We start from the raw sequence: 13666 nt of genomic DNA, 5'->3' as shown, positions 1-13666 counted from the left end.
GTGCGGGGCGCGCGGATACGGGCCCGGTCGGGCCCGCCGGGCGCGGTGACCGAGTGGGCCGCGCGGGCGGGTCTCGCCGCACGCGGGGTCATCTATCTGCTGGTGGGGCTGCTGGCGCTGCAGATCGCCTTCGGCGGCAGCAGGAAACAGGCCGACCGCAACGGGGCCCTCGCCGAACTCGCCCACCACCCGTTCGGTGCCGTGGTGCTGTGGGCGGTCGGCGCCGGGCTCGCCGGCATGGCCCTGTGGCAGCTGTCCGAGGCGCTCTTCGGCTCGGTGGGCAAGGACGGCCGCTCGGCACGTAAGCGGCTGCCGGCCCTCGTGCGGTGCGTGTTCTACGCGTTCGTCGCCTCCTCCGTGCTGTCCTTCGCGGCCGGTGCCGGTGGCGGACGGTCCAGCGACACCCAGTCGCGCGACCTCACCTCCCGGGCCCTGTCCGTGCCGGCCGGGCAGTGGTTCGTCGGCGCGGTGGGCGCCGGGATCATCGTCGCCGGGGTCTGGATCGCCGTGCAGGCCGTACGGCGCACCTACCGCGACCGGCTCAGGACCGGCGAGATGTCCCCGTGGGTACGGCGCCTGGTGCACACGACGGGCGTGGCCGGCGGCGCCGCCCGCGGCGTGGTCTTCACCGCGGCGGGCGTCTTCGCAGTGCGCGCCGCCATCGACTCCCGCCCCGACAAGGCCAAGGGCCTCGACGACACGCTGCGCACCTTCGCCGATACCCCGGTGGGTCCTTGGCTGTTGGCGTTGGTCGCGGCCGGGTTGGCGTTGTTCGGGCTGTTCTCCTTCGCGGAGGCCCGCTGGATCCGCACCTGAGAGGGGACGCGGGGACGGCGTCATGTGTGGTCGTCGCAGGGGCCGGTGTCTTCGCGGTGCGCGCCGCCATCGACTCCCGCCCCGACAAGGCCAAGGGCCTCGACGACACGCTGCGCACCTTCGCCGATACCCCGGTGGGTCCTTGGCTGTTGGCGTTCGTCGCGGCCGGGCTGGCGTTGTTCGGGCTGTTCTCCTTCGCGGAGGCCCGCTGGATCCGCACCCTGAGAGGGGACGCGGGGACGGCGTCGTGCGTGGTCAGCTCTTCGGCTGCTGTACCGGCACGCCGAGGGGCCGGGCCAGGCCCGCCACCGCTTCGTCCAGGCGCTGGAGATGCCGCAGCACCCGGTCGGTGACCCTGCCGTAGCGCGGCGTGTGGTAGGAGCCGGGCTCCAGCAGGGAGGCGATGCTGGGGCCGGTCTCCAGCTCGGTCGTGGCCCGCTCGTCCGCGACGCGGGCGGCGATCGCCTCGATGTTGTGCACGATGCGCCGCCCCACCACCCGCAGCCGGGGATCCGCCGCGATCGAGGGATGGCTGGGCAGCAGTTCCGCCGTGGCCGCCAGCGAACGCGCGTGGTACGCGCAGGTCTCCAGCAGCGCCACGACATAGCGGGCGGTGTCCCGCCTCGACCGCAGCGGTGTGATCGGGTGGGTCAGCGGCTGGGTGGACGCCCGCAGGTCGGCCAGCGCCTGGTCCAAATCCCGCGCCTGGTCCAGCAGATCGGCCGGCGCACTCCCGCTGAGCTGGTCGGCCGCGGCACGGGTCACGTCCGCGAGCCGGTCCAGCGCGGTGACCAGGAGTTCGTTGGTCCGGCGGTCGGTGTGCACGGGCAGCACCACCGCCGCCGCGAGCACCCCGCAGGCCGCCCCCAGCGCCGTCTCCTCCACGCGCAGTACCAGGACGGCCGTGCTGTAGGTGTTGAGCAGCGTGTACAGCAGGCCCAGCATCGCCGTCACGAAGAAGGACATCAGGGTGTAGGACAACGGCGCGGTGTAGAACATCGCGAAGATGAACAGCAGCACCAGCCCGAACGCCGTCCAGGTGTGGTGCCCGACCAGCCCCGCCAGCCCGATGCCGGCCACCACGCCGAGGACCGTGCCCAGCACCCGGCGGTAACCCTTGACCAGGATCTCCCCGGTGGAGGCCGTGTTGATGAACACGATCCAGCAGGCCAGCACCGCCCAGTACCAGCGGTGGGTGGAGAGCAGTTCGCCGCCCAGGATGGCGAGCGCGGAGCCGACGGACACCTGTACGGCCGCCCGCGTGGTGGGCCGCCGCAGCCCGGACGGCTGCTCCTCGTCCCCCTGCGGCCCGTCCTCGCCCGCCGCGATGGCGGCGTCCTCCGCGTCCAGCTCCTCGCGGGAGCGGGCGGTCGCCGGACTGTCGGCGGACTCGTCCTGCGGCCCGTCCAGGGCGATCCGCAGCCCCAGGACCGCCCGCGCCGCCTCGCCGATCCCCCGGAAGACGTCCTGGACGGCGGGCGACGCGGGCGGCAGGTTCTCTCCCTCGCGGTAGCCGAGCAGCCGGTTGCGCACCTGGGACAGCCCGGTCCCGGAGTCCCAGCCGGCCGGCCGCAGCACCTGCGTCCGCAGCGCCCGCAGGTCCCGGCGCACCGCGTCGATCGCCTCCTCCCGCACCGGCTCCCGTACCTCCGAGGGCACCGGCGCGCCCGGCAGGTGCAGCGTGAGCGTGTCCGCCCGCCGCTCGGCGCGCGCGGTGAGCAGCAGCAGGCCCAGCCGCTCCGCGGCGATCTCGGCCTCGGCGATCCGGCGCTGCACCAGGCGGGCCACGGCCTCGTCGGAGGTCCCGTCCTCCAGCCGGCTCTGGACCATCAGGGCCGCCTCGTGCAGCCGCGCGGTCCTGGTGCGGACGTTCTCGAGGGCCTTCTCCACCTCCTCGGGACCGGCGTCCAGCAACTCCGCCTGTGCGTCCACCAGTTGGGCCAGCCGCGCCCGGAAGGCGCGGCGCAGCCGGTCCAGCGTGCCCGCCGGTGTCTGCCGTACGAGGAGGAAGCGGGCGGTCGCGCTGCACACGAAGCCCACGGCGATCGCACCGTACAGCCCGGGCAGGGCCCCGGCACTCGCCCGTACGAACAGGGAGATGAAGTACGTCTGGAAGGCGATCAGCCCCAGCGCCGTACCACGGTCGCCGAACCGGCGGCCGTACACGGCGCAGAAGATGAGCGCCACGAAGAACAGGTCGCCCGTCACGACCCGCGTGTTCAGCAGCGCGCCCAGCGTCACGGAGGCCAGCGCCACCGGCAGGCCGAGCGCGAGGGTGACGGCCTGCGGGGCCGGCTGCTTCTCCCGGACGGCGAAGGTGGCGGCCATCGCGGCCATCGCCCCGGCCACCAGATGGGTCACGCCGACCCGCATCGGCCCCAGCAACAGGAGCGTGAACGCGATGGCGGACACCGTTCGCAGCCCCGCGGTCAGCCGCAGCAGCCCCGGATCGGACGCGGCGAGCCGGTCCCACACCTCCGCCCGCACCGACCGTCCCCGTCCCGCTGTGCTCACGCCGCCGTGCTCTCTCCCGTGTCGCGAAGGGCGGGGCCGCCGGCCGGAAACGCACCGGCCGGCGGTCCGTGGTGTACCCGGATCAGGTCAGCGAGGGGGTGTCCCCACCGCCCGCACCGCCCGCACCGCCTGCACCGCCTGCACCGCCTGCACCGCCTTCCACATGCGCCCGCACCTGCTCCGGCGTCAGATAGGAGTCCGTGTACTCGAAGTCCTTGAGCCTCGCCGCCTTGCGGGACTGGAAGCCGGTGCGCACGAAATCGTCGCCCGCGACCGCGTTGAGCAGCCAGTTCGTCATGACACGCGTCTTGGCGACGTTGGTGCGCAGCGCCGACCAGTGGTAGCCGCGGGCCACCGCCTGCGCGAGCACGCCGCGCAGTTCGATGCCGAGCGGCTTGGAGACCGCGTCCTTGCCGCCGAGGTCGACGACCAGTCCCAGGTCCTTGTGCACGTACGGCTGCATCGGCTGGTTGCGCAGGGTCGCGATGACGTTGTCGGCGACCACCTTGCCCTGCCGCATCGCGTGCTGCGCGGTGGGCGGGCAGACCGCGCCCTCCTGGCCCTTGGCCTCGTCCGGGACGGCGGCGGCGTCGCCGAGCGCGAAGACGCCGTCCTGGCCCGGCAGGCACATCTCGGCGGTGACCGCGAGCCGGCCCCGGACCGTCTCGGCGCCCAGCGTGGCGATCAGCGGGCTGGCGACCACACCGGCCGTCCAGATGAGGGTGCGGGTGGGCACCACCCGGCCGTCGGTGAAGGTGACCTCCTCCGGGCCCGCCTTGGCGATCGACACGCCCAGGGAGATGTCGATCCCGCGCCGGCCCAGGATCTCCTGCGCGCTGCGGCCGAGCTTGTCGCCCAGCTCCGGCATCAGCTTCGGCGCGATGTCGATCAGATGCCACTTGATCAGCTTCGGGTCTATGCGCGGATAGCGCTTGACCGCGGCATGCGTCAGCCGTTGCAGGCAGGCCGCGGTCTCGGTGCCCGCGTAACCGCCGCCGACCACCACGAACTGCAGCCGCGAGGCGCGCTCCGCCGGGTCGTGGCTGGCGTCGGCGAGGTCCAGCTGGGAGATGACGTGGTCGCGGATGTAGGCGGCCTCGGCGAGGGTCTTCATGCCGAAGGCGTGCTCGGTCAGCCCGGGGATGTCGAAGGTGCGGGTGACGCTGCCCGGGGCCAGCACGATGTAGTCGTAATGTTCGTTGACGATCTCGTCGGTGATGGTGCGGATGACGCAGACCTTGGCCTTCAGATCCACACCTATGGCGCCGCCGGGGATGATCCGGGTGCGGTACTTCTTGCTGCGGCGCAGGGAGACGGCGATCGACTGGGGCGTCAGCACACCCGAGGCGACCTGGGGCAGCAGCGGCAGGTAGAGCTGGTAGGCGAACGGCGTCACCAGGGTGACGTCGGCCTCGTCAGGGGCGAGCTTGCGCTCCAGGCGGCGAACGCACTCCACTCCGGCGAAGCCTGCGCCAACCACCAGGATCCTGGGTCGTGTCACGGTGTCCATCCCTTTCTGCGGCTCCAGGCGGTACGACTGGACGCCGTTCGCATGCCCCTGGATCGCTGCTTCGCACCACATCGATCCCACCGTGCCCCGAGCCGCCACGCCAGCCAGGTGCGGCAGGCAGACGAACGCGTGGGCACCAGCATGCCCCGGCACGGTGCCTGAGTAACCCGTGTGTCGCACGAATATGCGGTGTACTCCTGAACCGAGGGCAGTTCGAGGGTTGTCCCGGCCGGTCGCGGCGGGCTCGAGGACCGCCCGTCGAGGAGTGGGCCACGCGGCGCCCACCGGCGCCGTAGAGTGCGCGCCATGGCGCAGACACGGCCCGGATCGGCCTTCCAGACGCGGCACATCGACCCCGAGCGCGTGGCCCCGCTGGTGGCCGCCCTGGACGCGCAGGACGCCAATCCCGGCGTACGGCGGCTGCGCGCCTGGGCGCTGGACGCGCTCGCCCCGCGCGACGGGGAGCGGGTGCTCGACGTCGGGGCCGGGACCGGAACCGAGACCCGGGCACTGGCGGCCGCGGTCGGCCCGGCCGGCTCCGTCACGGGCGTCGAACCGAACCCCGGACTGCGCGCCGTCGCCCAGGAGCGGGCCGCCGCCGAGGGCAGCACCGCCCGCTTCACCGACGGCGACGCGCTCGCGCTGCCCGCGCCCGGCGGCTCGGTGGACGTCGTCTGGTGCGAACGCGTGCTCCAGCACCTCGCGCGGCCGGAGCAGGCGGTCGCCGAGATGGCCCGGGTGCTGCGACCCGGCGGCCGCGTGGCGCTGCTCGACACCGACTGGGCGACCACCATCCTGCATCCCGGCGACCCCGAGGTCATGCGGGCACTGGTCTCCGGCGCCCTCACCCAGGCGGCCAACCCCTACTCGGGGCGCCGGCTCGTCGGCCAGCTCAGCGCGGCCGGGCTGGTGGTCGACGACCGCGGCTCCCAGGCCCTGCTCCAGGACCACCGGACCGTCGCGTGGCCGCTCATCCGGATGCTGGGCGAGTCGGCGGTCGGCCGCGGCCTGCTCACCGAGGACCGGCGGGACGCCGCCTTCGCCGAGCTCGCCGAGGCCGCGGAGCGCGGCGCACTGCACATGTCGGTGACGATGTTCGGTGTGACCGCCCATCGCCCAGAGTGACCGCGGCCCGACCCCGACCCCCCTCACCAGGGCAGGAACACGTGGATGTCCTTGCCGGTGGCCGTCACCACCACGCTCACCTGGTCGCACAGCGTGTGCACGAGGTGCCAGCCGATGCCGCCGCCGCCCGCGTTCGGGTGGAACGGGCGCGGCTCCGGCCGGGTGGTGCTGGTGTCGTGCATCGTGAGGTGCACACCGTCGAACGTGCGCCGCATCCGCAGTTCGAAGGGGCCGGGCGCGTACTGGACGACGTTCGCGGCCAGTTCCGTGACGACCAGCAGGATGTCGTCCCAGGACTCGGGGGCCGACGGCGGCGACGCCCGTGCCAGCACACCCAGGAACTCCTCCGCGGCGAGCCGCGCCCCCGTCACATTGCGCAGCTCTCCCGCGAAGGAGACCGTGCGCTCATGTGTCTCCTCCGAGTGGGGTGTGTCGTCCCAACGCGGCTCCGTAGCCATCACATCTTCCTCAGCCTCGGGTGAACGCGGCTGTAGTCGCTGCTCAGCTTTCCCACGTCTTGGGTTCCCGCAGGCGAGCCGGGTACGCGTGCCTCCCTGGCCGGGGAGGTCACACAGGGTGGGCGTCCTCAGCGGAACACGTCGTCCGAGTCCTCCCAGTCGGCCGGCTCGGGCGGTCCGAGCCGTGCCGTGGCCCGGCTGCGTGCCTGGTACATGGCCTCGATCTCCGCCGCGTAGTGCTGCACGATCAGGTCCCGGCGCAGCTTCATCGACGGCGTCAGCAGCCCGTTGGCCGGGGCGAACGGCTCGGAGACCACCCGGTAGACCCGGATGGACTCGGCACGCGAGACCGTGCTGTTGGCGGCGGCGACGGCCCGGTTCAGCTCCTCGCGCAGCGCGTTGTCCTCGCGGGCCTCCCGCCCCGGCGTGTCGCCCTGCGGCGCCAGGGCCGCCCGCCAGTGCGCCAGGAAATCCGGGTCCAGCGTGAGCAGCGCGCCCACGCAGGGCCGGTCGTCGCCCACCACCACCGCCTGGTGGACCAGCGGATGCACCCGCAGACGCTGCTCCAGCGGGGCCGGTGCCACGGTCTTGCCGCCGCTGGTGACGATGACGTCCTTCTTGCGGCCCGTGAGGGTCAGATACCCCTCGGAGTCCAGGCGGCCGATGTCGCCCGTGGCCAGCCAGCCGCCGCGCAGCGCGGCCCGGGTCGCGGCCTCGTCGCCCACGTAGCCCTGGAACACCGACGGACCGCGCACCAGGATCTCCCCGTCGTCGGCCACCTGGATCTCGGTGCCCGGCAGGGGCCGTCCGACGGTCCCGGACTTCTCCCGGCCCAGCGGCTGCATGGTGATCCCGCCGCTGCTCTCCGTCAGCCCGTAGCCGTCGTGCACGAAGATGCCGATGCCCTCGTAGAACAGGGAGAGCTCGCGGTCGAGCGACGAGCCGCCGGACGTGGCCCGCACCGCCCGGCCGCCCAGCGCCGCCCGCAGCCGGCGGTACACCGTCCGTTCGTAGAGGGCGTGCTGCAACCGCAGGTCGAAACCGGGCCCCGGTCCCGTGCCCAGCCGCCGCCGTTCCTCGGCCGTGGCGAAGTCCCGCGCCGTCTGCACGGCCCGCTCGAACAGGGCCCCGCGACCGGCCTGTTGGGCGGTGCGCAGAAAGTTCTTGTAGAGCTTCTCGAAGATGGAGGGCACGCCGTAGAGGTACGTCGGCCGGAACGTGCGCAGCGCCGACGAGATCGCCGCCTCGGTCATCTCCGGCTCGTGGGCCATGAGGATCCCGCCGCGCACGCACATCACCTGGATCATGAGCCCGTACACATGGGAGAACGGCAGGAAGGCCAGGACCGACGCCTGCTCGCCCGGGGGCGCCGCCGTGTGCCCCCAGCCCTCGAGCAGCGTGTCGCACGGGTACGCGAGGCCCCGGTGACTCAGCGCGCAGCCCTGCGGGCGGCCCGTGGTGCCGGAGGTGTAGACGACGGCCGCGGTCGAGTCCGGGAGCACGATCCGGCGCAGCGACTCCACCGTGGTCAGCGGCACGAACTGGCCCTGCTGGGCCAGCTGCGCCAGCGCGCCGTTGTCCAGCTGCCACACGTGCCTGAGCCGGGGCAGCGCCGTGCACACCGTGCCCACCGTCATGACGCCCAGCTCGTCCTCCACCACCACGGCCACGCAGCCGGCGTCCCGCAGGATGAACTCGACCTGGTCGCGCGAGGACGCCGGATGGATCGGCACCACCTCCGCGCCCACCGCCCACAGCGCGTGCGCCAGCACCGTCCACTCGTACCGGGTGCGCGTCATGACGGCCACCCGGTGACCGGGCGAGATCCCGGATGCCACCAGCCCCTTGGCCACGTCGACCACTTCGTCGCGCAGCTCTACGGCCGTCACCTCCTCCCAGCCGGCCGACGCGCCGTCCGGACGGCGGGCCACCACCGCCCGGGTCGGGGTCCGGGCCGCCGTCTCGAAGACGCCGTCGGCCAGCCCGCCGACCAGGGGCGGGACGGTCGCTGGAGCGAGAGCGGGGTCGCGCATGCGCTGCTCCTGGGGTGTACGGAGAGTGACTCCGCCGACGAGTCCTGTTGTCGGCGGTGCTCGAATGTAGCCCAGGTGCGGGCAGTTGGTGCCGCGAACGGTGAAGTCGTGGCCGATTGATGATCTAGGTGTGTCCGGGGCGCGTCAGGACTGGGTACGGCGCACGCACTCGGTGACGACGTCCCGCAGGCTGCCCGTGCGCTCCATGAGCTCACGCTGCACGCGGGCGCCGTTGCCGTGCTCCAGCACGTCGGCGAAGGCCTGCTCGGCCCGGGCCAGGTCACCGGTGCCGGCGAGGGCGTCGCCGACGTGCTCGAGGAGCGACCGTACGACCGTCTCGGCCGGCTCCGGCCGCATCGTCGCGGGATGGAGCAGCTCGCCGTTCAGGCCCGACCGGGCGGCCCGCCAGGCGGCCAGCCGCAGCACGCTGACGCTGTGTTCGACCGGTTCCACGCCGCGGCGCCACTCGCGCGCGGCGGTCTCCACCAGGCCGCGGACGAGCGTGGCCATGAGAACGGCCGTGTCCGCCTGGAGGCACACGTCGGCGACGCGGATCTCCACGGTCGGGTAGCGCTCGGACAGCCGGGCGTCGAAGTAGACCATCGCCGCGTCCAGGATCACTCCGGTGGCCACCATGTCCGCGACCCGGCGGTGGTAGCGCTCCGCCGTCCTGAACAGCTCCGTCGGACCGGCCGACGGCCAGCGCGCCCAGACCCGGCTGCGGTAGCTGTGGTAGCCGGTGTCGTGTCCTTGCCAGAACGGGGAGTTGGTGCTGATCGCCGACAGCACGGGCAGCCACGGCCGGATGCGGTCGAGGACCGCGACGCCCTCCTCGTCGGACTCCACCGCCACGTGCACATGGCAGCCGCAGACGAGCTGCTCCCGGGTGCCGACGCCGTACTGCTCCGCCATCCACTGGTAGCGGTCGTTCACGCTGATCGAGGGGCTGACCGGCAGGGGGGAGGTGGCCAGCGCGGCAACCGTGCAGCCGATCTCGCCGGCGTGCCGGGCCGCCTCCTTGCGGCAGCGGACGATCTCCGCGCCGAGGTCCGCCATGTCCGTCTGCGGATGCGTGGCGAACTCCAGCATCTGCCCGTACAGCTCTTTCTCGAAGACGTCCTGCGCGGGATCGAGCAGGGAGGCGCGGGCGAGCACGGCCGCCGACAGCGCCTTCGGGTCACCGCTTTCGGGGTCGACCAGAAGGAGTTCCTCCTCCACACCGACGGTGCGCACGTGGAGCCGCCTTTCGTTACGTACCGCGACGGGGCGTCGCGGGGTGGTACGACCCCGACTGCCCCTCCGGCGGCCGTCGACACCTGACGGCACCCGGCGGACCCGGCCACCTCCCCGCCACTCTCACGGCGCGGGCGTCAGCCAGACGGTGGCGAGCGGCGGGAGCGTGAGCCGGACGGCCCCGTCCTTGGTCCTGACCGGGCCCGGGCAGGTGACGTCGCTGCCGCCGTACCGCAGGGCGTCCGTGTTGAGGGTCTCCCGCCAGGCGGGAACCTCCCCGGGTACGGCCAGGTGGTGGTCGTGGCGGACGACGGGGGAGAAGTTCGACACCGCGAGCAGCGGGGCACCCGCCGCGTCGAAGCGCAGGAAGGCGAAGACGTTGTCGTCGGCCGCGTCCACGGCGATCCAGCGGAAGCCGCCCGGGTCGGTGTCGCGCTGCCACAGGGCGGGGGTGGCGCGGTAGAGGCCGTTGAGGTCCCGGACCAGGTCCTGCACGCCCCGGTGGTCGCCCGCGGCACAGTGGCCCGGGTCCAGCAGCCACCATTCCGGGCCGTGCTCCACGGACCACTCGGCGCCCTGCGCGAACTCCTGCCCCATGAACAGCAGTTGCTTGCCCGGGTGTGCCCACATGAAGCCCAGATAGGCGCGGACGTTCGCACGCCGCTGCCACCAGTCGCCCGGCATCTTCGACACCAGGGCCTGCTTGCCGTGCACCACCTCGTCGTGGGAGATGGGCAGGACGTAGTTCTCGCTGTAGGCGTACACCATCGAGAAGGTCATCTCGTGGTGGTGGTACTTCCGGTGCACCGGCTCATGAGCGACGTACTCCAGCGAGTCGTGCATCCAGCCCATGTTCCACTTCAGCCCGAACCCGAGCCCGCCGGTGTCGGTGGGCCGCGTCACGCCGCCCCACGCCGTGGACTCCTCCGCGATGGTCACCACTCCGGGCACCCGGCGGTAGACGGTCGCGTTCATCTCCTGGAGGAACGCCATCGCGGCCAGATCCTCCCGGCCGCCGTACACATTGGGCTCCCACTGACCGGATTCGCGCGAGTAGTCGAGGTAGAGCATGGAGGCGACGGCGTCCACGCGCAGGCCGTCGATGTGGAACTCCTCGCACCAGTACACGGCGTTGGCGACCAGGAAGTTGCGTACCTCGGTGCGCGCGTAGTCGAACTCGTACGTCCCCCAGTCCGGGTGCTCCGCCCGCCGCGCGTCCCCGGGTTCGTACAGCGGGTCCCCGTCGAAGCGGGCCAGCGCCCAGTCGTCCTTGGGGAAGTGCGCCGGCACCCAGTCCATGATCACGCCGATGCCCGCCCGGTGGCAGGCGTCGACGAAGTACCGGAAGTCGTCGGGGGTGCCCAGGCGGGCCGTGGGCGCGTAGAAGCCGGTGACCTGGTAGCCCCAGGAGCCGCCGAAGGGGTGCTCGGCGACCGGCATCAGCTCGACATGGGTGAACCCCAGATCGTTGACGTAGGCGGGGAGTTGCTCGGCGAGCTGCCGGTAGGTGAGGCCGGGCCGCCAGGACGGCAGGTGGACCTCGTACACCGAGAACGGCGCCTCGTGCACCGGCGTCTTCGCGCGGCGCGCGAGCCACTCCTCGTCGCCCCACTCGTGGTACGAGGCCGTCACCACGGAGGCCGTCGCGGGCGGCACCTCGGTGCGACGGGCCATCGGGTCGGCCTTCAGGAACCGGTGCCCGTACCGGGAGGTGATCTCGAACTTGTACTTCGCGCCCTCGCCGATGCCCGGCAGGAACAGCTCCCACACCCCGGACGAGCCGAGGGACCGCATCGGGAAGGCCGTCCCGTCCCAGAAGGTGAACTCCCCGGCCACCCGGACGCCGCGCGCGTTCGGCGCCCACACGGTGAACCGGGTGCCGGTGACGCCCTGGTGGGTCATCGGCTCGGCGCCGAGGGCCCGCCACAGCTGCTCGTGCCGGCCCTCGCCGATCAGGTGCAGGTCGAGCTCGCCGAGCGCGGGCAGGAAGCGGTAGGGGTCGTGCACCTCCTGGGTGCCCTCCGGGTACTCCACCAGCAGGGTGTAGGCGGGGATCGCGTCCAGGGGAAGCACGGTGGAGAAGAGGCCGCCCCCCTCGGAGACGAGCCGGTGGCGCTCGCCGTCGAGGACGACGCTCACGGCGCGCGCGAACGGTCTGAGCGCCCGGAAGGCCGTCCCGCCCGGCACCGGGTGCGCGCCGAGCAGCGCGTGCGGGTCGTGGTGGGCGCCCGCCAGCAGGCGTTCCAGGTCGGCCGGGTCCAGGGCGGGGGCCGGCAGCGGCCGGCGGCCGGCCGGCGCGGGCAGAGTGGTGTCGCGCAGCGCCACGGTTCATCCTCCTCGGACGGCAAGGCGTTCGATCGCCGCCATCGGCACGGGAAGCCAGCCCGGACGGTGTCTGGCCTCGTACAGCACTTCGTAGACCGCCCGGTCCGTCTCGTACGCGCGCAGCAGCGCGTGCTTCTTGCGCGGATCCCATCCGGCCCGGGCCGCGTAGCCCGCGCAGTAGGCCTCACGGCAGCGGCGGGCCCACTCCGGACGCCAGGGGCGGCGCTGGCGGGCGGCGTAGTCGAAGGAACGCAGCATGCCCGCGACGTCCCGCACCGGGGACTGGGCGGCGCGGCGTTCGGCGAGCGGGCGGGACGGCTCGCCCTCGAAGTCGATGACGAACCATTCGCGGCCGGCCCGCAGCACCTGACCCAGGTGCAGATCGCCGTGGATGCGCTGGGCCGCCGGCCCGGCGTCGCAGTTGGCGAGCGCGCGGAAGGCGGTGCGCAGGCCGAGGACGAACGGCCTGAGCGCCGGTACGCAGTGCGCGGCGGCCTCCAGCCGGGCCGTCATCGCCGCCGCCGTGTGCTCCATGTCGCCGTGGGTCCCGGCGGGGAAGGCGGACGCCAGGGCGAGGTGGATGTCGGCGGTCGCCAGCCCGAGTCCGTACGCCTCCTTGGTGAAGTCCTCACCGGCGGCGAGCGCCGCGAGGGCCAGCGTCCAGCCGTCGGAGGCGTCACGCAGGTACGGCTGGAGCACGCCGAGGGTCGCCGCCCACGGTTCGGTGGTGCGCAGCCAGGCCACCGGGGCGGGGACGCGGTTGCAGCCCTGTGCGACCAGCGCCCCCGGCACCTCCAGGTCGGGATTGATACCGGGCTGGATGCGCCGGAAGACCTTCAGGATGAACGCGTCGCCGTAGACCAGCGAGGTGTTGGACTGCTCGGCGTCCAGCAGACGCGGCGCGAGCCCCGCCGGGACGCCCGCGGCCGGGTCGGCCTCGAAGCACAGCGGGCCCGCCGTGCCGGGCCGCCTGAGCCGGTCCAGGAGCAGCGCGGCCGAGCGCGGGTCGTGCAGCGCGTCGTAGACCGTGAGCCCGGCCAGCGGACCGGTCTGCACCCGGCCGATGAGGGCCGGGCCCAGACGTGGCGAGAGGTGCTCGCGCACACCGAGCAGCAGCTGGTAGCAGTCTCCGGGAGGGGAGGTGCCCCCGCCGGGCGCGGGGACCGGCAGGTACCCGGCGTCGACCAGTACGTGCAGACAGCCCGGGAACAGCTCGGTCGCCGACAGCACGGTCAGGTCGCTGACGGGCCGGTCCTTGCCCGCGAACCAGCGCTGCCGGGGCAGCCATTCGCGCAGCAGCTCGCACAGCGAGGACAGGGGCTGCTCGGTGCCCGTGCTCCTCGGCTGGAGGATCACCGTCTTCGCCATGGTGACGCGTCCTTTCCTCGGCGGCGCGTTCAGCGTCGTCCGCCGATGCGGGATGCGACTCGGGAGAGCCGGAACCAGTAGAAGCCGTGGCCCGCGAGAGTGAGGAGATAGGGCAGTTCACCGATGGCGGGGAAGCGCACCCCGCCGATGAGTTCCACCGGGTGCCGCCCGTCGTAGGCCCGCAGGTCGAGTTCGGTGGGCTGTGCGAAGCGGGAGAAGTTGTGGACGCAGAGGACGAGGTCGTCCTCGTACTCCCGGAGGAAGGCGATGACGGCGGGGTTGGA

At 73.0% G+C, this 13666-nt stretch carries 10 protein-coding genes and 1 pseudogene; 3 read left to right on the top strand and 8 right to left on the bottom strand.

All coding sequences use genetic code 11. The features are described 5' to 3' along the window. Together ABZ915_RS40545 and ABZ915_RS40540 are read left to right on the top strand one after the other, a co-directional pair. Positions 1–816, top strand: coding sequence for a DUF1206 domain-containing protein (locus ABZ915_RS40545; RefSeq protein WP_361814124.1), 816 nt, complete (start codon positions 1–3; stop codon positions 814–816). Between the two features lie 26 nt (positions 817–842). Then, a pseudogene (locus ABZ915_RS40540) lies at positions 843–1034 on the top strand (DUF1206 domain-containing protein); the annotation flags it as partial. 37 nt (positions 1035–1071) lie between these two features. Here the strand turns inward: ABZ915_RS40540 and ABZ915_RS40535 are convergent. Then, positions 1072–3291 carry an FUSC family protein gene (locus tag ABZ915_RS40535; protein WP_361814122.1) on the bottom strand — a complete coding sequence of 740 codons (2220 nt, stop codon included), beginning with the start codon at positions 3289–3291 and terminating at the stop codon, positions 1072–1074. Between the two features lie 121 nt (positions 3292–3412). Further along, positions 3413–4840 (bottom strand): NAD(P)/FAD-dependent oxidoreductase, encoded by a 1428-nt coding sequence (locus ABZ915_RS40530; protein ID WP_361814120.1) that lies wholly within the window; start codon positions 4838–4840, stop codon positions 3413–3415. 306 nt (positions 4841–5146) lie between these two features. Here ABZ915_RS40530 and ABZ915_RS40525 point away from each other — a divergent pair, with 306 nt between their 5' ends. Continuing rightward, positions 5147–5965, top strand: coding sequence for a methyltransferase domain-containing protein (locus ABZ915_RS40525; RefSeq protein WP_361813899.1), 819 nt, complete (start codon positions 5147–5149; stop codon positions 5963–5965). A gap of 23 nt (positions 5966–5988) precedes the next feature. Here the strand turns inward: ABZ915_RS40525 and ABZ915_RS40520 are convergent, their stop codons facing one another. From ABZ915_RS40520 to ABZ915_RS40495, 6 genes are all read right to left on the bottom strand, one after another. Next, positions 5989–6423, bottom strand: coding sequence for an ATP-binding protein (locus tag ABZ915_RS40520; protein ID WP_361813897.1), 435 nt, complete (start codon positions 6421–6423; stop codon positions 5989–5991). A gap of 128 nt (positions 6424–6551) precedes the next feature. After that, a complete protein-coding gene (locus ABZ915_RS40515) occupies positions 6552–8456 on the bottom strand; it encodes an AMP-dependent synthetase/ligase (RefSeq protein WP_361813895.1) in 1905 nt (634 codons plus the stop codon). A 144-nt stretch (positions 8457–8600) separates the two neighbouring features. Continuing rightward, positions 8601–9689, bottom strand: a complete 1089-nt coding sequence (locus tag ABZ915_RS40510; protein ID WP_361813893.1) for a glutamate--cysteine ligase — start codon at positions 9687–9689, stop codon at positions 8601–8603. Positions 9690–9812: 123 nt separating this feature from the next. Continuing rightward, the gene (glgB, locus tag ABZ915_RS40505; protein ID WP_361813891.1) at positions 9813–12014 is read right to left on the bottom strand and encodes a 1,4-alpha-glucan branching enzyme; all 2202 of its coding nucleotides are present in this window, start codon (positions 12012–12014) and stop codon (positions 9813–9815) included. Between the two features lie 3 nt (positions 12015–12017). Beyond that, positions 12018–13382 carry a maltokinase gene (locus ABZ915_RS40500; protein ID WP_361813889.1) on the bottom strand — a complete coding sequence of 455 codons (1365 nt, stop codon included), beginning with the start codon at positions 13380–13382 and terminating at the stop codon, positions 12018–12020. A gap of 29 nt (positions 13383–13411) precedes the next feature. Then, on the bottom strand, positions 13412–13666 hold a 255-nt coding region (locus ABZ915_RS40495; protein WP_361813887.1), incomplete at its 5' end, for an alpha-glucosidase C-terminal domain-containing protein.

This window comes from Streptomyces sp. NPDC046915, from assembly GCF_040644935.1.
Lineage (GTDB): Bacteria > Actinomycetota > Actinomycetes > Streptomycetales > Streptomycetaceae > Streptomyces.
Note: the sequence above shows the minus strand (reverse complement) of the source record. Positions and strands in the feature narration are given on the sequence as shown.

Coding starts and splice junctions, on each gene's coding strand:
- ABZ915_RS40530 (WP_361814120.1), bottom strand. CDS start 4,840: ATGGACACCGTGACACGACCCAGGATCCTGGTGGTTGGCGCAGGCTTC.
- ABZ915_RS40525 (WP_361813899.1), top strand. CDS start 5,147: ATGGCGCAGACACGGCCCGGATCGGCCTTCCAGACGCGGCACATCGAC.
- ABZ915_RS40520 (WP_361813897.1), bottom strand. CDS start 6,423: ATGGCTACGGAGCCGCGTTGGGACGACACACCCCACTCGGAGGAGACA.
- ABZ915_RS40515 (WP_361813895.1), bottom strand. CDS start 8,456: ATGCGCGACCCCGCTCTCGCTCCAGCGACCGTCCCGCCCCTGGTCGGC.
- ABZ915_RS40500 (WP_361813889.1), bottom strand. CDS start 13,382: ATGGCGAAGACGGTGATCCTCCAGCCGAGGAGCACGGGCACCGAGCAG.